This is a genomic window from Paenibacillus sp. FSL R5-0517 (genome assembly GCF_037974355.1).
Lineage (GTDB): Bacteria > Bacillota > Bacilli > Paenibacillales > Paenibacillaceae > Paenibacillus.
Genome location: NZ_CP150235.1, coordinates 4,321,328 through 4,342,402, shown reverse-complemented (window position 1 = coordinate 4,342,402; position 21,075 = coordinate 4,321,328). Strand labels below are relative to the sequence as shown.

The window sequence follows — 21,075 nt, the reverse complement described above, 5'->3', positions numbered from 1 at the left end:
AATAGAGTAACTTAGCTAGAGAATCATAGAAGTGAAAGAACCGGCAGACGGATATCCGACTGAACCGGTTCTTTGTGTTGCCTGTGAACAGTTTTGATTTAAATAGTTAAAATTAATAATTTATTCATATTTTCGCCTTCGAAATTGTATATACGATGTGATATACTCAGTTATGTACTCAAAGTTACATTCATAACAAATAAACCTGTCGAAATTCTCGCAGGGATCAATGTGCACATATTCGTATATACCAATAGGCCAGTAAGTTAGGCCAAAATCTGGGAGGGGTAATTCACTTGAAGCTAAAAGTATTGCCTATTGCTTTAACTGCCGTCATTTCAGCCGTTGTGTTGTTTGGAGGTTGGTTTGTGTATCGTCAGGTGGCTTTGCAGAATCCGATTGAAAAGATGGTTACCCAGTACGATGGAGTCAATGACGTTCAATTAACTATTAACCGCAATGACGTACAATTGAAACTGGATCTGCAACCTGATGTTGATTTGGGCAGACTGGTACAATATATTCACAAAGAAGGACAGACCTTGATTGGAACTCGCTCATTAAAGTTGGATGTTGTAGATCATTCCAGTGAAGCACTCGAAAGCTGGTGGGGTGATGCGATGTTTACCGTAGCTCAGGCGATGGAGAACAAACAGTACACCGAGATCACACCAACATTGTCCAAGATGGCTACGAATGGAATAAAGGTAAATACAGCGATGGATGACAACAATGTATATGTTAGTCTTAGAGACGGAGATGCCAGCAAGTTTATTATTCTGCCGCGTGTGCCCGGTCAGATAGGAGTGTGGCCTAATGCCTAAGTGGACCAAAGAAATTGCCATTGGATTTGTCCCCGTGTTGATTATTTTTCTTGCTTTTACTGGTGTTAATATTGTTCCGATTCTAATTGCAGCGGTGTTTGTTGGAGCTTTGTTGTTCATGATGCAAATGCGTGGCGGGATTACCGTAGGCGCTGCACAGGAGCGTAAACGGAAGAAAAAAGGTCCTTCCAAGCTTACTTTTGAAGAAATTGGTGGTCAGGACAGTGCCAAGCAAGAATTGCGTGAAGCACTGGACTTTCTCATCAAACATGAAGAAATTCGCAAGTTCGGGATTCGCCCGTTAAAAGGGATCTTGCTGACAGGCCCTCCAGGGACAGGGAAAACGTTGATGGCCAAAGCGGCTGCGCATTACACCGATTCTGTTTTCGTTGCTGCATCGGGCAGTGAGTTTGTGGAAATGTATGTTGGTGTTGGTGCCAGCAGAATTCGGGATTTGTTCAAGGATGCAAGAACCCGTGCCACCAAGGAAAATAAAGAAAATGCTATTATATTTATCGATGAGATCGATGTCATCGGGGGGAAACGTGAAGGTGGACAACAGCGGGAGTATGATCAGACGCTGAACCAGCTCTTGACGGAAATGGATGGAATTTATTCTTCCGATACCCCAAGAATACTGGTTATTGCTGCAACAAACCGCAAGGAAATGCTGGATAGCGCCCTGACACGTCCAGGACGTTTTGACCGCCACATTCAAGTGGACTTGCCTGACAAGAAGGGTAGAAAGCATATTCTGGAATTGCATGCGGTGAATAAACCTCTGATGAAGGAAGTGAATCTGGAGAAGACAGCGGAAGAATCGTATGGTTTCTCCGGTGCGCAGCTTGAAAGTGTGATGAACGAAGCAGCGATATATGCCATGCGGGATGGGCTGTTACACATAGAACAACGGCACTTGTCTCTGGCTATTGATAAAGTTATGATGGGCGAGAAAACAGATCGTGAGTCCAGTGTGGAAGAGAAGAAAAGGGTTGCCATTCATGAATTGGGACACGCCATTATGGCTGAACTTGTTCGTCCGGGCAGTGTAAGCCAGGTGGCACTCAGTCCGCGTGGACAGGCGCTGGGATATGTGCGTCATAACCCGCAACAGGAACAGTTCCTTTATACGAAGCGTTTTCTTGAAGAGCAGATCATGATTGCACTTGGAGGAGCTGCTGCAGAGGAAATGTATTACGGTGGACGTTCTACGGGTTCGCGCAATGACTTTGATCAAGCAACCAATGTCGTGCAAACGATGATGGCTTCCGGATTGACTTCTCTTGGGATTGTGAACATGGATATGGTTACCACCGAGGAGCTCATGCGAGAGAATAAATTAATATTGCAAGAACTCATGGAACAGACGAAGCGCTTACTTGAAGAACAACGGACAATTTTCGACAATTCACTCGACATCCTGATTCGAGAGGAAGTTTTGTCCGGCGAACAATTTCGTTGTCAATTTCGTGACAGTGCCCGTTTACCAGCATAATTTCTTTATGCTGGTTATTTTTTTTTACATTTCACTCGTGCTAAGATATTATTATATGTTGGGTCGAAATTTGTAATTTTCGGCGAACAGGGTACAATAGAGAAATAGAGAACCGAAAGGATGGAGCAGAACCATGTTTTTCAAAAAAATAGGAGTTGTCGGCGGCGGTACGATGGGGCAAGGTATTTCCCAAATGCTCGCAGCCAAAGGACTTGATGTGCTTCTCGTGGAGCATACAACACAAAAACTGGATCATGCCTATGACATGATCGAAACGAACCTGGATAAACAACTGGAGAAATGGGCGATTACAAAAGCGGAGAAGAAATTGATTCTTTCCCGTATTACCAAGGTAGCTCATTTAGCTGAACTTGGAACTTGCGATATGGTCATTGAGACGATTTCAGAAGATCTGGATGCGAAAAAAGCAGTATTCAGCCAACTGGACCAAGTTTGCCCAAGCAATGTCATTCTGGCAAGTAATACATCCACGCTGAGTTTGACCGAGCTTGCAAGCTCGACCAAATACCCAGAGCGTGTTATTGGTATGCACTTTATTCACCCGGTATCCCGGGTTGATCTTGTAGAGATTATTCGTGGACTGAAAACGTCGGATTCAACATTCGAAGAGACCAGACGTTTTGTTGAAGAAGTGGCAGATAAAAAAGGAGTCATGATCTATGAATCACCTGGATTCGTAACTTCCCGCTTGATCTGTCTGTTGATTAACGAAGCGTTGCATGTATTACAGGAAGGTGTTGCATCTGCTGAAGATATCGATGATGCAATGCGTATCGGATACAACTTCCAACATGGACCACTCGAAATGGCTGACCGTTTCGGATTGGACTCTGTTGAAGCTGCACTCGAAAGAATGTTCCGTGAATTCGGAGAATTGAAATATCGTCCTTCCACGGTCCTGAAGAAAATGGTGCGTGCAGGACACCTGGGTGTCAAAACAGGCGAAGGATTCTTCAAGTACGACAAGGATGGTGACCGACTGTGAAAGTACTCGTAATTAATGCGGGGAGTTCCTCGCTCAAATATCAACTGTATAATATGACGGACGAATCTGTCCTGGCTAAAGGTCTAGTAGAGCGGATCGGAATGGATTCCTCCATTCTGACACACAAACCGACAGGCCGTGAGGATGTTACAGAAGTTAGTGAGATTCTGGAGCATACAACAGCAATCCGTAAAGTCATTGATATTTTGACTCATAAAGAAAATGGTGTACTGGATTCTGTAAATGAAATTCAAGCTGTTGGACACCGTGTTGTTCACGGTGGTGAAGCATTTAAAGAATCTGCATTGGTAGATGATGCTGCCAAAGCTGAAATTCGTCGTTTGTTCGACTTGGCTCCACTTCATAACCCTGCAGCAATGATGGGGATTCGTGCGGCTGAATTAAATATGCCAGGTGTGCCTCAGGTAATGGTCTTCGATACAGCGTTCCATCAAACGATGCCGGAAAAAGCATATCTGTATGCTATTCCGCGTGTACTTTACAAAAAATATAAAGTACGTCGCTACGGCGCACATGGTACTTCCCATGATTTCGTAAGCAAGGCAGCTGCTGAATATCTGGATCGTCCAGTGGAAGATCTGAAAATCATCACTTGTCACGTCGGTAACGGTGGTAGTGTAACAGCAGTTAAAGGTGGCGTATCCGTTGATACTTCGATGGGTATGACTCCACTAGAGGGACTGATGATGGGAACGCGTTCGGGTGACCTTGACCCAGCCATCGTACCTTATGTCATGAACAAGGAAGAACTGAGCGTAAGCGAAGTGAACTCCATGTTGAACAAACACAGTGGATTGCTTGCAATCTCCGGAATCAGCAGTGACATGCGTGAGATTACAGAAGGTATGGAGAATGGCGATGCGAACTCCACGCTCGCTTTTGAAATGTACGAATACCGTCTGCGTAAATACATCGGATCATATGCAGCTGCAATGAACGGTGTAGACGTGATTGTCTTCACAGCTGGTGTAGGTGAGAACTCCGTTGTTCTTCGCCAAAAAGTATGTGAGCAACTTACGTATCTTGGCGTTGAGCTGGACGAAGCCCTGAACGCAGTCCGTTCTGGTGAGCCGCGTCGCATCACAACAGCGAACTCGAAAGTGGATGTTCTCGTTGTTCCAACAAATGAAGAATTGGTCATTGCGCGCGATACGCATCGAATCGTATTGAATTCTAAGTAATCTAACTGTAAAGTAAATATAGAGTGGCAAGGAAGTGCAGAGGACAGGCAACAGCCTGTCCGCTGCATTTTCAAATTTCAGGAACCAAGGGGAGATATGGCATGAATACGAATTGTGTAATTCGTAATGTGAACGAGCATGTGGGCGAGACCGTAACGATCGGTGCCTGGATTAACAACAAACGTTCCAGCGGCAAAATTCAGTTTTTGCAGTTGCGTGATGGAACCGGATATATTCAAGGGGTTGTTGTAAAAAGTGAAGTTAGCGAAGAGATCTGGAACAATGCGAAGAGCCTGACTCAAGAAAGTTCTTTGTATGTTACAGGGATTATTCGTGAAGAACCTCGCAGTGCGTCCGGTTACGAGATGACTGTGACTGGGGTCGAAATTATACATCTGACTGAAAACTATCCAATCACGCCTAAAGAGCATGGTGTTGATTTCTTGATGGACCATCGTCATCTGTGGCTCCGTTCTACGAAGCAACGTGCGGTTATGGTGATTCGTGCAGAGATTATTCGTGCTGTTCAGCAGTTCTTTGATGGTAACGGATTCACACAAGTTGATCCTCCGATTTTGACACCGTCGTCTGCGGAAGGAACGACAAACCTGTTCCACATCAAATACTTTGATGAAGATGCTTATCTGACGCAAAGTGGTCAATTGTATATGGAAGCAGCAGCTATGGCGCTGGGCAAAGTATATTCCTTTGGTCCTACATTCCGTGCTGAGAAATCCAAAACACGTCGCCATCTGATTGAATTCTGGATGATTGAGCCGGAAATGGCATTTGTAGATCACGAGGAAAGTCTGCGCGTACAAGAGAAATTTATTGCTCATGTTGTTCAATCCGTGGTGAAAAACTGCCGTGCAGAACTGGAATCCATCGGTCGTGATGTATCCAAACTCGAAGGCATCGTAGCGCCATTCCCGCGAATTACGTATGATGAAGCGATTGAATTCCTGCATGGACAAGGCTTTGATATTCCTTGGGGAGAAGACTTCGGTGCACCGCACGAAACAGCCATTGCCGAGAAGTACAATACACCAGTCTTTATCACGCATTACCCTGCAGGAATCAAAGCTTTCTATATGAAACCAGATCCAAATCGTCCAGAAGTTGTTCTTTGTGCTGATATGATTGCACCTGAAGGCTACGGAGAGATTATTGGCGGTTCTCAGCGTATTGATGATCCGGAATTGATGCAACAACGTTTTGAGGAGCACAATCTCTCGGATGAAGCTTACCAATGGTACCTGGATTTACGTAAATACGGATCGGTTCCTCACTCCGGTTTCGGTCTGGGATTGGAGCGGACGGTAGCATGGATCTGTGGATTGGATCATGTGCGTGAAACAATCGCATTCCCACGTATGCTCTATCGTCTGTACCCTTAATGCTTAACCGAGGACCGTCTATGGAAGATACCACATCCAAAGCCTGGTTGGATGGAGCAGCTTATGGCATGACTTCGGGTACAGCCCATCTGCCTTATGCCTTGTTACGTTATTATCACCAGCTTGGCCTATCAGATGCAGAAGTGCTTCTTCTGATTCAACTCCTAGGGTTCCGTCAGGCGGAGTTCAATGAGTTTCCGACGCTTGAAGAGCTTGCGGGGCGTATGGGACTTGCACCTGATGGCATTGCCAGAATGTTGCAACGTCTGATGAGGGATGGATATATCGCTATTGACGAGCATCGTGACGAGGAACATGACATCCAGTACGAAAGATATGACTTACATGGACTCTATGCCAAGCTTGCAAAGTGCACTGCGGAAGAAGTAGCCGCATTGCGTGCGGAGCAGCTGAGCAGCAGTGCAGCACGCCAAGATTCGAACAGTGTTCAAAAAGAAGAGGAAGAACGGAACATGTTCTCCATCTTTGAAAAAGAATTCGGACGTCCGCTCTCTCCAATGGAGTGTGAGACGATATCCAGCTGGTTGGATCAGGACCGTTACCAAGAGGAATTGATTTTAATGGCTCTGAAGGAAGCGGTTTTTGCAGGTAAAGTACATTTCCGGTATATCGATCGAATACTGCTTGAGTGGAGCCGTAATCGTGTCAAGACCGTTCAAGACGCGAAGGCATACACGCAGCGGTTTCGTAATGGTGGACGTTAATTCAGGTGTGGGCAAGAACAAGAGACAGGCCAGAAGTCATTCTGTGCCTGTCTTTTTTTGAATTATGAATTGGGTGAGTGATCAGCGACATCGACCTTTCAGGCAATGATTTCACTTTGTTATACAAAAATTTGATAGATCACGCAGGGGTAAACACACAAGCTGTCGTCTATTGTATTGGAGAGGAGGGGAGAGTTATTGATGAAGCGCGCGTAATCGAACAAATCCGTCAAGGAGATACATCGCAGATGCGTACTCTGATTGATAAGTATAGCCAGCATGTATACCATGTTGCCTATTCCGTACTCAGGAACGATCAGGAAGCACAGGATGCAGCTCAGGAGGCGTTCATACAGATGTATAAGTCTCTCCCCGACTACCGTTCCGAAGGTTTCAAAACGTGGTTAACCCGAATTGCCTTTCACAAAGCGATTGATGCCAAACGTAAGCTGGGCAGACGAACGGCCGAGGATCTGGGTGGAGAAGAAAAAATAATAAACATGCCCGGACGGGATGAAGACGTTCTTACCCGTCTCGTTCGTGAGGAACGTCAGGACAAACTTCGCGAACGGATCAATCAGTTGCCTGCTCAGCACCGTGACATTATCACTGCGTATTATCTAAGCGAAAAAAATTATGAGCAGATTGCCAGCGATGCACAGGTGGCTGTGAAAACTGTGGAATCCCGCTTGTACCGTGCCCGGCAGTGGATTCGAAAACATTGGAAGGAGGATGAATGGCGTGAGTAAACAGGAAAAGTATACCGCTGAGCAATGGACGGATTATATTGAAGGCTATATGAGTGAAACTCAAGCGAGTCGAATGGAGCAGCTTCTGATGGAAGACCCGGATGCGATGGACAGCTATCTGGAAGCACTCGGCATCCATGGAGAACTGCCCTCGTTGCCTGACCCGACAGGGTTTGCAGATTCAGTCATGCATCGGATTGAGGGGATTCACTCCTCCAAGGCACAACGCAAATCCCGTGCTGGACGAAACCGGCGCTGGCTTGAACATAAAGTGTTCCATTACGCGGTAGCGGCCTGTTTGACATTGATCTTCCTCTCGTCTGGACTTTTTGACAAGGTAGCACCTTATCACAAGTTTCAGGATGGCGACCACAGAGGGTCTTTTACGGAGAAATGGACGGAGGCAGCCACTTCATGGCTGGATAACCTCAAGCCTAAACCATAAATGGTTTCACATTGCCTGAAAAGAAAGGATGACGACTGTGCACTCAGATCGTAATAAATTACTCGCATTTCTATTAAACCTGATACCCGGTCTTGGTTTTATGTATTGGGGTAGGCCGGCAAGAGCTGTAATCTATCCATTGCTTTTTTTTGGAACAGCTGTTGGTTCATTCATGCTGGCAATGCTGCTTGCTGAACATGATTTATTGATTATTGGTGCCATTTTTTCGGCTTTCTTCTGGGGGATCAGTATGCTAGACATGATTATTGTTCTGCTCCGTGCACCTATTGCCCGGGATGCTCACTACAGGGGATACGCGGCGCACTATGGGCCACAACAAGGAGCAGCATACCAGGGAGCATACATGGGTCAACAAGGGCCTATGGAACCTGAAGATGAGCAGCATCAGCATCCAGGTAGTGAATATAGTCACCATGAGGGTGGATATGGTCAGCCCATGTATCAAAAAGGCAGTGAGGGTGAACGTTTCTTTACCATTTTACTTTCATTTGTTCCTGGATTGGGACATCTTCATCTGGGATTGTTGCATCGCGGGTTGTCCTTCCTGATGGCGTTTTTTGGTTCCTTTGCCATGATGGTCTTTGTAGCTTCAATCACCAATGAATCGGTGTTTTTAATGTTCTTGCTCATTCTGCCTGTAATATGGGTATACTGCATGTTTGATGCGGTGCAGCATGTCCACCGTAAGCAGGCTGGAGAGGTACTGCAGGATCGGACGTTATTCGAAGAATTGGAGATGGGCAGAGTAGCTGGACGACGCAGTAAAGTGCTGGCAACCCTTTTATCTGCTTTTCCAGGTGCGGGTCATCTATATCTGGGGTTGCAAAAAAGAGGCATGCAATTGATGTTCCTATTCCTGGGCAGCATTTATGTTCTGGACCTGCTACACCTATCCGTGTTCCTTTTCATGATACCGTTAATCTGGTTCTACAGCTTCTTTGACGGGCTACAGTGTTCCAGCCGTTATGGACGCGAGCCATTGATCGATCAGCCGATCTTCAAGGATTGGGCCCGCCATCAGCGACTGATTGGATTCGGGATTGCCGCGCTGGGTCTATATTACCTGACGATCCGTCTTGTCATTCCACAGCTGAATGAGCTCTTCCCTAATGCATTTATGACGTATGAGATTCGTTCCTATTTGAACACCGTTATTGTTTCCTTGTTGCTCATTTTTGGCGGCTTGAAGCTGCTGTTCGGCAAGCAACGGGGAACAGGCACCAATCATGCGGTTCATCGGAATGACGAAGAAGTGGATAGCCTCTTTTTATTCAAGGATCGGGATGACCGACTGTGAGTTGTAATCGAAGGGGATCAAAGATGATTTTACTGACGCTGCGATGACAAAGGAATTTTCTATTCCATATCATCCCACAACATAGAAACACGCCAAGGACTGTGAAAATTCAGCCTTTGGCGTGTTTTTTGTTTTACATTTTAGATTTCAAGATGAATGATTGCTATTTCGTAGCACCCTTCAGCAGAAGTTGACGGTACATCACTTCGAATAGGAATTCGAAAGCTTCCAGGTGACGTTTTGCTTCAAAAGCATCTTTGCCCCACGCATATATGCCATGATTACGAAGCAAGATTCCTGGTACATTGGCATCCAGAACATCCGGCACCAACTTAGCAATGGATGGGATGTCGGCAAAGTTAGGCAAGACAGGGACACGAATCTCGGCATTTTCTTCCCAGATGTTGAAAGCCTTAATCAGTTCGATGCCCTGAATCGGCACTTGACCCTCTGCTCCAAAGAATTCACTAATCAGATTGTTAAACACGGTATGCACGTGGAATACAGCACCGCAGCCGGTCAAACGATAGATTTCGCAGTGAATCAACGTCTCGGCACTTGGTTTCAACGTTGTTGTCTCAATTGCTTTGCCATGTTTGTCCACAAAAAGGAAGTCTTCCGGTGTGCGAAGAGATTTGTCTTTGCCAGAGGCGGTAACCGCAAAATAAAATTGCTCCGGGTCAAAATCTCCTACACGCATCGACAAGTTACCACTTGTACCCGGGAACCAGTTACGGCTGGCGAACAACGCTTTAATATCAGCCAGTTCTTCAAGGACCTGACGTTTGTGTTCCAATGTAATCTTTTCAAAGCCCATCGTTTACAGCACTCCTTGTGTTTGCTTCTGTTTCATATCTTCGATGATATCGTAAAAGGTAGCGAATGGCACATGGTCCACACCAAGTTCAATACATTTATCCGTCAAAATGGAGCGGGAGTAGACGAGATCGGCAATCTTTGCACCCTCAAAATCTGTCAGACTGTCTCCAATGAGGATTCGATTGTATTGTTCTGCCGGGAATGTACGAATCACGGTCGTTTTACACATTCCGCAACCGTTCTCACAAGGAGGCTGGCAGGGATGCGGCCATTCAATCCGGATGGTCTCACCAGAGAAGTCAGCGCCGTTACAATAGACATGATCCTGCGGGATATCGAAGGGCGCGAGTAAGGGTTCGATAAAGAAGTCCATACCACCGCTGGTCACATTGAATTCAATCCCTTCGCCGCGAACATAGTCAAGAAATTCGCTGAACCCTTCACGGATGCCGGCTTGTCCAAGTACGAATTCGACAATTTCATCTTTTTGCGATGCAGGCAACAGAGCGAACATGGCTCCAACCCCTTCACGCAGCGAGATGTTCTGCTCAATCGTATCTTTCATAATTGCTTCAATGCCCTCAGGCTTGAAATGTTTCATAATCGCGACAATATTGTCCGAGAGGGTAATTGTACCGTCAAAGTCACAGAAGATGACGGTTTTTTTATCACTTCTCATCGTTCGCCACCCCACAGGTCCAGTGCGCTTTTTAGTTCTGGATGATCGATTGCATATTCAGCGAGTGGAATGGAACGCTGAGCCGCTTCAATCGCTTGCAGGAATGCACGTCCGCCTGCTTCAGTTCCCATAGGATGCCCATGAATACCACCACCAGCATTAACGATAACATCTGTCCCAAAGTCTCGCAAAATAAGCGGTACTAGGCCTGGATGGATACCGGCTGATGGTACTGGCATACTGGATCTTACAGGCAGATCAGCTGTCAGTAATTGTTCTGTGATTGCCATATTTTCTTCCTTCGGCATCGTTACCGATCCATAAGGAGAAGGGAAGAGCACCAGATCGGCACCCGCAAGACGCATCAACTGGCCAAGTACAACCGAAGCCGAGATGCCGTAATGTGGTGAAGGATACAATGCTCCTGCAAGTGCAGGGTGAGCCATAATCGGCACATTAATATCAGGATCACTGCTGAGTTCATGCAGGACATCATACCCGTAGGACAACACGTTGAACAACAAGGCATTGGCTCCAGCACCGATGGCACGTTCAGCCTGCTCTTTCAGACGAGATGTAGGTCCTGTGAGATTGGTTGCATACAGTAGCTTCTTGCCTGTCTCTTGGCGTGCCTGTTCGGCAGCTTTGATGCAGACCTCGACTCTTTTTTCGATAGGTGTTAATTTGTTCTCGAACAGAATTTCATCGTCTTTGATCAGATCCACGCCACCAAGTGCCTGACGGATAAACTGTTCACGCAGTTCATCAGCGTTCAGCCCGATGACGGATTTGAAGATACTCATTAACAGCGGACGATCATGTACACCAAGCAGATCACGAACACCATTCAGTCCAAACTTGGGTCCCGGGAATGCACGGAGGAAGCCATCCGAGAAACCAAGCTTTGTCAATTTGATTCGGCCATCCATTGAGATTTTGCCAAAGACCGTTACGAGCAGGGCAGGGATATCACGGCTAAAGTTGATATCAGGATAGCCGATGGTAATGTCAGCGTAACGCTCACCCGCAGCCATTCCATCAGCTTCATGTACTTCTACGCTTATGACTTCACCCAGATGCTTCTGCATCGCTTCACGCTGAGCTTGTGGTAACTCCGTCCAGCTGCCCACGGTCATGCCGATCGCGATGGACTCGGCCTTCTTGCGGAAGTCTGCATGATCATCATGCAGACGATATGTGGCTGTGCACATGTTATTCATTTTTTAAATCCCCTTCCAAAGCAGCTCCCATCTCCCGTGAGCGCTCTGCACAGCGGTTGACGGCTGCGATTACATTTTCAAAGAAATCACCTTCGTCCAGCGTCTTCAGTGCTGCTTGTGTTGCCCCTCCCGGGGATGTCACATCACTGCGAAGCTTCATCGGCTCCATACCGGTTTGCTGTACCATGCGTGACGCGCCGAGCACCGTCTGAACAGTGAGATCACGAGATTGCTGACTGGATAAGCCACCACGAATGCCCGCGGCAATCATGGCCTCCATTAAATAGTATACATAAGCAGGGCCGCTTCCGGAAATCCCAGTGAGTACTTCGAGTTTATCCTCAGGTACAATGGTTACGATTCCGACCGCTTCAAACATGGTCATCACCGTGCTGCGCTGCTCATCCGTAATTTCCGCAGAGAAGGCAAGTCCGGTTGCACCAAGCCCGATCGTACTGGATGTATTCGGCATGGTTCTGGCAATAGGCTGTTTACGTCCAAGCAAGGATTGCATCGTGCGGATCGATAATCCGGCAATGACAGACACGATCAATTGATCAGGTGATAACAGCGGACCCAGTTCGCGCAGCGCTGCGGCAGCATCTTTGGGTTTCATACAGAGTACAATGACCGGAGTGGAAGCGAGATGATCCAAGGATTGCGAGGCAGTTCCGGTATGTACAGCATAACGGGTGCTGAGCTCCTCCTGACGTTTCTGGTTGCTGCGGTTCAGCATCGTAATATCCTGAGGACGAACGACAAGGCGGGAGATGAGTCCCCGCACGATGGCTTCCGCCATCGCGCCTGCTCCGTGGAAAGTAATCTTCTGTTGTAGTAACGTCTGTTGCTCTTGACTCATATTAATCGTTCCTCCTATATAACTGGTGCTGGATATTATTGACGAATCTGTCCATTGCCTGTAATACGATATTTGGTTGATGTCAGTGCTGGCAGCCCCATTGGTCCACGTGCATGCAGTTTTTGGGTACTGATGCCAATCTCGGCTCCATAACCAAATTCGAACCCGTCCGTGAAACGAGTGGAGGCATTGTGATAGACTGCTGCTGCATCCACATCATGCATGAAGCGTTCTGCATGGGCTGTATCCCGGGTTACGATACACTCGGAATGTTTGGTTCCGTAATGTGCGATGTGCTGCATGGCTTCGTCCAGGTTCTCAACCACACGGATATTTAAAATATAATCGTTGTACTCGGTCGCATAGTCTTCCTCGGTTGCCTCAAGGGCGGTAGGGACAAGACGGCGCACCGTGTCGCAACCTTTCAAGACCACACTCGCCTCACGGAATTGCTCGGCAAGAGCAGGAAGATGCTCTTCCGCGTATGCGGCATGCAGCAATAACGTCTCCATGGAGTTACACACGGATGGGCGTTGTGCCTTGGCGTTGATGGCAATTTCGGCTGCCATGACGGGATCAGCTGATTCATCCACATAGGTATGACAGATGCCTGCACCGGTCTCAATAACAGGTACGGTCGCATTGGCAACCACATTACGGATGAGGGAGGCCCCGCCGCGTGGAATGATGACATCCAGCAGTCCGTTCAACTTGAGCATTTCATCTACGGAAGCACGATCCGCATCTTCAACCAGTTGCAAAGCATCAGCAGGCATGGCTGTCGTTGCCAGTGCATGATGCAGAACCTCTACAATTTTGCGATTGGAGGACAGGGCAGAGGAGCCACCGCGCAGAAGCACTGCATTACCTGTTTTGAGACATAATCCGGCTGCGTCTACAGTGACATTGGGACGAGCTTCGTAGATGATACCGATTAGACCAATAGGCACTCTTAACTTTTCAACATGCAATCCGTTGGGGCGCGTGAATGTCTCCAATACCTCACCGACAGGATCAGGCAGACCTGCAATCTGACGTAGTCCTTCGGCAATGCCTGCGATCCGTTCCTTATTAAGTGCGAGTCGATCCAGCATCGATTCCGGCGTGCCTTGTGCTCTGCCTCGTTCGAGATCTTCAGCGTTTGCTGTGATGATTGATTCCGACTCCGTGATCAATGCATCGGCCATAACACGAAGGGCCGCATTTTTCTGATCTGTATTCAATCGGTTCAGCTGTGTAACCGTAGCCTGAGCTTTGCTGGCTTTTTCTCTCACTTCACTCATCGTAATTCCTCCTCATATATAGTTGAGTTTTTTTTTCGACCAATGTATAGCTCCAAGTCTATTTTAACGTAATCCACTCGTCTCTATGAATAACTTCAAGTCTGTGGATACTGGCAAGCTGTTTCATCACTTCGCCACTGGGAAGTCCGGCAATGAGTCGAAGCTGGTCATCATCATAATTGACAATACCGCGACCAAGCAAGGTTTCATCCATTCCAATGACCTCTACGACGTCTCCGGCGTGGAATGTTCCCAGCACCTTTTTGACCCCTACAGGCAGCAGACTATGCCCACCATGCACAAGAGCCTCTTCAGCACCAGCATCCACAACAATTGTACCGAGCGGAGTGGACATGAAGCCAAGCCATTGCTTTTTACGGGATAACGAAGCGAGTCGTGTCTCAAAATAGGTTCCTTTGCCCGTTCCGTCCACGGCCTGTTGCATATCTCCAGGTTCTTTCACACTTCCTACAAATACAGGGACACCACCACGGGTTGCTACCTTGGCTGCATCAACTTTGGATCGCATTCCGCCTGTACCAACCGATGATCCTGAACCGCCGGCAAACGCATAAATCTCAGCCGTTATTTCAGGGATGCGGTCGTAACGAATGGCTGATGGATCTTTACGTGGATCGGCGGTGTACAGCCCGTTGGTATCCGTTAGAATGATCAGATGTTGTGCTTTTACCAGGTTCGCCACCAACGCGGACAATAGATCGTTATCACCAAACTTCAATTCGTCTACGGATACCGTATCATTTTCATTGAATATCGGAATCACTCGCTGTTTGAGCAGCTCTTCTACGGTCATTCCCGCATTACCCATACGTTTACGACTGTGAAAGTCTGTGCGGGTTAACAGAATTTGTGCCGTAGTAACGCGGTGCGCTGCAAAAGCCTGTTGATATGCCTGCATCAGCAATGCTTGCCCAACGGCTGCTGCAGCTTGTTTCTCATGCAGCAGTTTGGGCCGCTGAGGGTAACCAATCTCCCGGAAACCTGCCGCCACTGCTCCAGAGGTAACCAAGAGCACCTCATGACCCTGGTCAGCCAAGGCTGCAATTTCTCCGGCAAAAAAGGTGATCGAACTGCGATCCAGACCGCCTTCTTCCGTGGTAAGCGAGCTGCTTCCAATCTTAACTACAATACGTGAAGTCATGATTTCACTTCCTTAAACATGATTAATAAGTGATTTTGTGTGAGGCTTAAGCGGGTACAAAAAAAACTCCCGCCCTTTAGTTAAAAAGGACGAAAGTTCGTTACTTCCGCGGTACCACCTTTATTGATGATTAAATCATCCGGCTTCATGCCCTGTAACAGAAGGCACTGTCCTGTACGTAACAGGCCGCTCAGGGGTAGGTTTCAGAGAAGAGCCGCGGTAAATTCTTTCAGCAGGGTGGAATTTACTCTCTGGGCACGACTGATATTCTCTTACTGGTCCCGTCATCACGTTTCGTTCAATATTTCTTATAACATACCATGGAAACTTGGCATATGCAAAGGGGTTATCGTCCTGTAAATTACTTGAATAAGTTCAGCTTGCCAATCCGTTCCACAGCTTCGCGTAATCGGTTTTCATCACTGAGCAGTCCTGCGCGGACATAGCCTTCACCATGTGAACCAAAACCGACACCTGGGGCGACTGCCACCTTGGCTTCCCGCAGTAACAAGTCTGCAAATGAAGCAGAGGTATAACCTGCAGGTACAGGTAACCAGCTGAAGAATGAACCTGCCGGTTTCGAAGCTTGCCAGCCAATCGAAGAAAGAGCGTCATAGAAGACATTACGACGGGATTCGTAACATGAGACCAGCGAAGTGACACATTCCTGAGATCCAGTAAGTGCTTCTGTTGCCGCAGCTTGTATCCCACCGAAAAGACTGACATAGATATGATCCTGAAGCAGATTGATTTTAGAGACAATCTCCGCATTACCCAGCGCGAATCCAACGCGCCATCCAGCCATATTGTACGTTTTGGATAACGTATAGAACTCAATGCCCACTTCTTTGGCACCAGGGGCTTGTAAGAAACTTACTGGACGATGTCCGTCAAATCCAATCGCACCGTAAGCAAAGTCGCTTGCAACGACGATTTGATTTTGAATGGCGAATTCAACCGTATCTTCGTAGAACGACAGTGGAGCCGTTGCCGATGTTGGATTGTTGGGATAGTTAAGGAACATCAGCTTGGCCTTCTCCCGATCTTCGGCTGTAACTGCTTCATAATCCGGCAGGAATGCATTGGACTCGAGCAAAGGCATAAAGGACATGTGTGCTTTCGCGAGTGCAACACCAGACCAGTAGTCCGGATAGCCTGGATCGGGAACGAGAACAGTGTCACCGGGGTTAAGCAGAACCTGAGGTAACTGAACCAGTCCTGTTTTGCCTCCGAACAGAATGGCTACTTCAGTCTCGGGGTCCAGATCAACATTGTAATCTTCCTTATAACGTTTGGCGACCGCTTCCTTCAGGAAAGAGTACCCTCTAAAAGGGGAGTATTTGTGGTAGAGGGGATTGTCAGCCGACTCTTGCAGTGATTTCACAATATGGGGCGGTGTAGGTGTATCCGGGTTCCCCTGACCCAGATTAATCACATCATGTCCACTTGCGATTTCACGATTTACATTTTGAACAAGGGTAGCAAAAAATTGCGTTGGCAGCTGTGTCATTACATCAGAAGTCGGTATCGTAAATGCTGAACGAGCAGTTATATGTTCTGAATGGGTCATTAGCTTCATCACTCCGGTTATTAAAAATGGCAAATAGTTCTCATTAATTTATCACGCCAATCCCGAGCTGTATAGAGGGAAATACACTTGATTATGCAGTACATAGGTGCCAAGAGCGGGAGATTGTACAAAATTGAAAGTGCTCATTTCGTTTTGTCCATTGAGCTGAGAGGAGCCATGTTTTATGATAATATCTGATAATGATAATCAATATCATTAAATTATATTGCACTATGCACATGATACAGGGGGAGAAACAGCAATGAAAAAGGGCATACGAAATACGGCAGTATTATTTACGATTACGTGGTTATCCGTGTTGATGCTGGCTTGTGGAAATCAGGCTGCAACACCTGCTGCTGGCGCAGAGGATTCCAAAGCAGCCACAGAAACTCAGGCTGAAGGAAAGGCAACCAATCAGGAACAAACTGCAACGGAAGAGACAACGAATGAGGGTGAGACCCGGGTATTCAAAGATTGGACTGGCCATGAGGTTGAGGTTCCTGTAAATCCGAAGCGAGTCATCTATCATGGAGAAGTTACCGGGGACCTGCTCGCGCTAGGTGTTGTACCAGTAGGCATACTGCATCAGGAGGGAACCGTATACGATGATCAGGTTGCTCAGGCAGAAGATGTAGGATTTCCGATTAGTGTGGAAAAGGCGTTAGCCTTGAATCCCGATTTGATCATCTTCTCCAACAGTGATGAGGCGCAATATGATCAGATTGCGAAAGTTGCACCCACGGTTACTTTTGACTCATTCGGGTCAATAGAAGATCGGTTGCGTATCCTTGGCGACTTGTTGAACAAGAAGCAAGAAGCGGAGGATTGGATTACGAAGCATCAACAAGCAACAGATGCGATGTGGAAGCAACTGCATGAGAACGGCTTGAAAGAAGGGGAGACGGCTTCGGTATTCACCATGTATCCCGGGAATCGTCTGTTTGTCATGGCAGGTGCAGGATTGCCACAGTTGTTATATGGTAAGGACGGACTGAAGCCAACCGCGGAAATTCAGAAAGTATTGGATCAAGACATGGGATTCGTAGAGATTTCGACCGAAAAATTATCTGAAATTGCCGGTGATCGGATATTTATTCTGGACCCTGTGACCGATGATGCCAAGCAATCCACCAAGGAATTGCTGGATAGTTCAATCTGGAAGAACCTGCCTGCGGTGAAGGAAGGAAAAGTATATCGTTTTGATATCGTAAAAGCTTCAAGTGATGCCCTTTCCAGGGAGTGGCTGTTACAAGAGCTGCCTAAACAGATGATCCAATAATTGGTGATGAGCCAGTAAGGCACCAGTAATACCTTTAAGTATGTTGATTAAAAAGTAAAAGGAGCCTTCAACTTTTCGTTGAGCGCTCTTTTTTGCTGATTAAAGTCATAGCTGGATTATTAACCATCACTCGCTTATAATCAGACCATACAGAACGATTGATAATCATTCTCATTTTAGAAAGACGAGGTGAACCGACATGCAGGCTCTGGATGCCGATGGGGGAGCGTTGTTCTTTTCAGCATTCATGTTTCGGCTGGATCATCTGGTACGACGAATTGAGCCACCTGAACAGGTGATGCTAGAAGTTGATTGCGAGAAACATGCGTTCCTGATCTGTGAAGAAGGAGAGGGACGGTTATATATTGGAGATGAACAGTATCCGTTTACTACGGGATTTGTTTATCCACTTTCTCCGGGAGAAGGCTACCAGATTGAACATCGCAAGGATTCGGAATTGAAATATATCGTGATGAGCTTTGATATTATTCATGTGTTGACGAGCGATCCAGAGCTCTATACCCGCCCTGTATTTGCACACAGAAACCAATTGAATGGCTATCCATATGCTCCGTTAAGTGGGCTGTTGGAACAGATGTATGTCATTCGGAACTATAAAACAGACGCCGAGTACAGTCATCTGAATGCACAGTTCCAAAAATGGATGGAGATAATTATTACCCGGTACACTTCTCCAAAGAAGGAGCAGAGTATGGAAGCAAGGCTACGCAGTACAATTCAGTATGTGGACGACCATTATACTGAAGAAATCACTGTACAGAAACTGGCCCGTCTTGCAGAGATCAGACCTGTGCAGTACACGATTCTATTCAGACAACTTACAGGTCACAAGCCACTTGATTATGTAAACCACGTACGCATTAAACATGCCAAGGAATGGCTCCGCAAATCGGATGAGCCTCTTCGGGATATCGCAAGCCGCGTGGGGTTTAAGGATGAGTATTATTTCAGCAGGCGTTTTCGCCAAATGACTGGATTATCTCCTCGTCAATATGACAGATCTATTCAGCAGCAGACGTTGGTACAGGACTGGATGGGTCATGAAGTGAATATTCCTGTAAATCCGGAGCGAATTATGTATTACGGAGATTCCGCGGGAGATCTGCTGATGCTGGGTATTCCGGTGCTGGGAGATCAGACTTATGACGCGGTTGCTCCGGTTAAAGTGGAAGCAGCTGTTGTCATGAAGCCGGATCTGATAATTTTTGATAGTAACAATGAACAGCAGTATGAACAACTTTCCCACATTGCACCAACACTCGCTTACAATTCACATGCCATGTTGGACGAGCGAATGCGCGGTTTAGGCAACTGGTTTGGCAAACAACCTCAGGCTGAACAGTGGCTAACCTCCTATGCGGAGCGTACTGAGCAGATGTGGGCGAAGATCCATACAGCGATTGAAGAAGGGGAAACAGCATCCGTATTTACATTCCATCGAGGTGCACGATTATTTGTTATGGGCAATATCGGGCTGGCGCCATTGTTATACCATCCAATGGGGTTCAGGCCGGTTACCAAAGTTAAGGAAGCACTTGCGGCAGGCAGGGCCTATAAGGAAATTTCAGCAGAAGCGGTACGACAGTATGCGGGGGATCATGTATTTGTTATGCTGCCTGAGGAAGTCGTGGCAAGAAAGGCTACCGAGATGCTGATGAAAAGTTCCAGTTGGCAAGCCCTTCCGGCTGTGCAGAATAGACGGGTGTATACTGTGGAGGAGTCGATCTGGAACATGGGTGATGCGCTCACAAGCGATCGATTGTTGACCCTGCTGCCTGAGTTATTGTGTGCAAGTTCATAACAAAAACAGGCTTGCAGTCTTCAAGAGGATCAAGCTATGATAGCAGGTATTACGGTTCAGAGGAGTGCTTGTCATGACAGAACAACAACAGGGAGAAATGCGTGTAGCTCTGATTCAGGGGGATATTCAGCTCGGAGACCCTGAGGCTAATCATAAACATATGCAGTCGTTGCTTGAACGTGCGGTAGAACAATATCCGGATCTGGGGCTGGCTGTGCTGCCTGAAATGTGGAATACCGGATACGCGTTGACGCAAATTCATGAACTCGCTGACCCGGAAGGACAGAAATCACGGGAGTGGCTGTCTGCTTTTGCTCAAAAACATCAAATTTCCATCGTTGGCGGTTCCATTGCCGAGAAACGGGATGGTCAAATATACAATACAATGTACGCGTATGATCGTGAAGGAACACAGGTAACGCGATACGATAAATTACATCTGTTCCGCCTGATGGACGAGGAGAAATTTTTACAGCCTGGTGCGGAACCTGAAATTTTTGAATTACAAAATGGTCTTACAGCGGGTGCTTCGATCTGTTACGACATCCGGTTTCCGGAACTCGCCCGCACCCTTGCTTTAAATGGTGCCAAGGCTTTGATTGTACCGGCCGAATGGCCGAATCCTCGTCTGCATCACTGGCGTACATTGCTTACGGCAAGAGCGATTGAGAATCAGATGTATGTGATCGCCTGTAACCGTGTGGGAAAAGGGGGGGACACCGAGTTTTTCGGACATTCCCTCATCATTGATCCATGGGGTGAGATTGTGGCTGAAGGTGGCGAAGGGGAAGAGATCGTGACCGGAATCATTCGCCCTTCCCTGGTAGATGAGGTTCGCGGACGTATTCCCGTGTTTGAAGACCGTCGACCTGGCGTTTATTTTGGTGATAAATAAAAAAAATGAAATAAATTCTGCAGAAAAAGTGATTATTCTTCCAGCGTGCGGGTAATGATAACTATCCCGTTACCAAGGAGATGATCAATCAATGGACAACCATGTGAAAGATACGCTCAGGAGACTGGAACAGGATAACACAAGGGAAGATCACTTAAGGGCATTCTTAGAGAATGGAGCAGGAGGGCTATCACCGCCTGATTCAACTGTTCAGGACGAAGGCCGTGTAATGAATCAGCAAAACAGGCTGACAAGCGATCGTAATTTGCGAAAATAAACCGTCACACATGAAGTTTTCTTATGTACGTTTCTACATTAACATT

19 protein-coding genes and 1 other annotated feature are annotated in these 21,075 nt (G+C 47.0%); of the genes, 12 read left to right on the top strand and 7 right to left on the bottom strand.

Annotated elements, in window-relative coordinates:
- Nucleotides 1-296 precede the first annotated feature (296 nt).
- The 9 genes from MKX40_RS19190 to MKX40_RS19150 all read left to right on the top strand — a co-directional run bounded on the left by MKX40_RS19190 (nucleotide 297) and on the right by MKX40_RS19150 (nucleotide 9,161).
- Complete coding sequence (locus tag MKX40_RS19190) at nucleotides 297-824, top strand: hypothetical protein (protein WP_253438514.1); 528 nt, start codon at nucleotides 297-299, stop codon at nucleotides 822-824.
- Nucleotides 817-2,319, top strand: a complete 1,503-nt coding sequence (locus MKX40_RS19185) for an AAA family ATPase (RefSeq protein WP_339235130.1) — start codon at nucleotides 817-819, stop codon at nucleotides 2,317-2,319. Before MKX40_RS19190 ends, MKX40_RS19185 begins: the two co-directional genes overlap by 8 nt.
- Nucleotides 2,320-2,452: 133 nt before the next feature.
- Nucleotides 2,453-3,325, top strand: a complete 873-nt coding sequence (locus MKX40_RS19180; RefSeq protein ID WP_253438508.1) for a 3-hydroxyacyl-CoA dehydrogenase NAD-binding domain-containing protein — start codon at nucleotides 2,453-2,455, stop codon at nucleotides 3,323-3,325.
- Nucleotides 3,322-4,527, top strand: a complete 1,206-nt coding sequence (locus tag MKX40_RS19175; protein WP_339235126.1) for an acetate kinase — start codon at nucleotides 3,322-3,324, stop codon at nucleotides 4,525-4,527. Before MKX40_RS19180 ends, MKX40_RS19175 begins: the two co-directional genes overlap by 4 nt.
- Before the next feature lie 101 nt (nucleotides 4,528-4,628).
- Entirely contained in the window at nucleotides 4,629-5,924 is a 1,296-nt protein-coding gene (gene asnS, locus MKX40_RS19170; RefSeq protein ID WP_017687752.1) for an asparagine--tRNA ligase, read from the top strand.
- A 20-nt stretch (nucleotides 5,925-5,944) separates the two neighbouring features.
- Nucleotides 5,945-6,649, top strand: coding sequence for a DnaD domain-containing protein (locus MKX40_RS19165; protein ID WP_339235124.1), 705 nt, complete (start codon nucleotides 5,945-5,947; stop codon nucleotides 6,647-6,649).
- A gap of 248 nt (nucleotides 6,650-6,897) precedes the next feature.
- Nucleotides 6,898-7,398: a sigma-70 family RNA polymerase sigma factor gene (locus MKX40_RS19160; RefSeq protein ID WP_152416945.1), complete on the top strand. Its 501-nt coding sequence runs from the start codon at nucleotides 6,898-6,900 to the stop codon at nucleotides 7,396-7,398.
- Nucleotides 7,391-7,843: a hypothetical protein gene (locus MKX40_RS19155; protein ID WP_339235121.1), complete on the top strand. Its 453-nt coding sequence runs from the start codon at nucleotides 7,391-7,393 to the stop codon at nucleotides 7,841-7,843. The genes MKX40_RS19160 and MKX40_RS19155 overlap by 8 nt, the downstream gene beginning before the upstream one ends.
- 37 nt (nucleotides 7,844-7,880) lie before the next feature.
- A complete protein-coding gene (locus MKX40_RS19150; RefSeq protein ID WP_339235118.1) occupies nucleotides 7,881-9,161 on the top strand; it encodes a multi-tm2 domain protein in 1,281 nt (426 codons plus the stop codon).
- A gap of 163 nt (nucleotides 9,162-9,324) precedes the next feature.
- Here MKX40_RS19150 and MKX40_RS19145 read toward each other — a convergent pair whose 3' ends face one another.
- From MKX40_RS19145 to MKX40_RS19115, 7 genes are all read right to left on the bottom strand, one after another.
- Complete coding sequence (locus MKX40_RS19145) at nucleotides 9,325-9,978, bottom strand: methylthioribulose 1-phosphate dehydratase (protein WP_339235115.1); 654 nt, start codon at nucleotides 9,976-9,978, stop codon at nucleotides 9,325-9,327.
- Nucleotides 9,979-9,981: 3 nt separating this feature from the next.
- The gene (locus tag MKX40_RS19140) at nucleotides 9,982-10,659 is read right to left on the bottom strand and encodes a 2-hydroxy-3-keto-5-methylthiopentenyl-1-phosphate phosphatase (protein WP_339235113.1); all 678 of its coding nucleotides are present in this window, start codon (nucleotides 10,657-10,659) and stop codon (nucleotides 9,982-9,984) included.
- Complete coding sequence (locus MKX40_RS19135; protein WP_339235110.1) at nucleotides 10,656-11,879, bottom strand: 2,3-diketo-5-methylthiopentyl-1-phosphate enolase; 1,224 nt, start codon at nucleotides 11,877-11,879, stop codon at nucleotides 10,656-10,658. Before MKX40_RS19135 ends, MKX40_RS19140 begins: the two co-directional genes overlap by 4 nt.
- A complete protein-coding gene (gene proC, locus MKX40_RS19130) occupies nucleotides 11,872-12,738 on the bottom strand; it encodes a pyrroline-5-carboxylate reductase (RefSeq protein WP_339235107.1) in 867 nt (288 codons plus the stop codon). The genes MKX40_RS19135 and proC overlap by 8 nt, the downstream gene beginning before the upstream one ends.
- Nucleotides 12,739-12,773: 35 nt before the next feature.
- Entirely contained in the window at nucleotides 12,774-14,021 is a 1,248-nt protein-coding gene (locus MKX40_RS19125; RefSeq protein ID WP_339235104.1) for a glutamate-5-semialdehyde dehydrogenase, read from the bottom strand.
- Between the two features lie 58 nt (nucleotides 14,022-14,079).
- Complete coding sequence (proB, locus tag MKX40_RS19120) at nucleotides 14,080-15,183, bottom strand: glutamate 5-kinase (RefSeq protein ID WP_339235101.1); 1,104 nt, start codon at nucleotides 15,181-15,183, stop codon at nucleotides 14,080-14,082.
- 82 nt (nucleotides 15,184-15,265) lie between these two features.
- Nucleotides 15,266-15,480 (bottom strand) — a binding site (T-box leader).
- Between the two features lie 64 nt (nucleotides 15,481-15,544).
- Entirely contained in the window at nucleotides 15,545-16,753 is a 1,209-nt protein-coding gene (locus tag MKX40_RS19115; RefSeq protein ID WP_339235099.1) for a pyridoxal phosphate-dependent aminotransferase, read from the bottom strand.
- Between the two features lie 262 nt (nucleotides 16,754-17,015).
- Here MKX40_RS19115 and MKX40_RS19110 point away from each other — a divergent pair, with 262 nt between their 5' ends.
- From MKX40_RS19110 to MKX40_RS19100, 3 genes are all read left to right on the top strand, one after another.
- Entirely contained in the window at nucleotides 17,016-18,035 is a 1,020-nt protein-coding gene (locus tag MKX40_RS19110) for an ABC transporter substrate-binding protein (protein ID WP_339235096.1), read from the top strand.
- Between the two features lie 199 nt (nucleotides 18,036-18,234).
- Nucleotides 18,235-19,857, top strand: a complete 1,623-nt coding sequence (locus tag MKX40_RS19105; protein ID WP_339235093.1) for an AraC family transcriptional regulator — start codon at nucleotides 18,235-18,237, stop codon at nucleotides 19,855-19,857.
- A gap of 73 nt (nucleotides 19,858-19,930) precedes the next feature.
- On the top strand, nucleotides 19,931-20,752 hold the full coding sequence (locus tag MKX40_RS19100) for a carbon-nitrogen family hydrolase (protein ID WP_339235090.1): 822 nt from the start codon (nucleotides 19,931-19,933) through the stop codon (nucleotides 20,750-20,752).
- Nucleotides 20,753-21,075 lie beyond the last annotated feature (323 nt).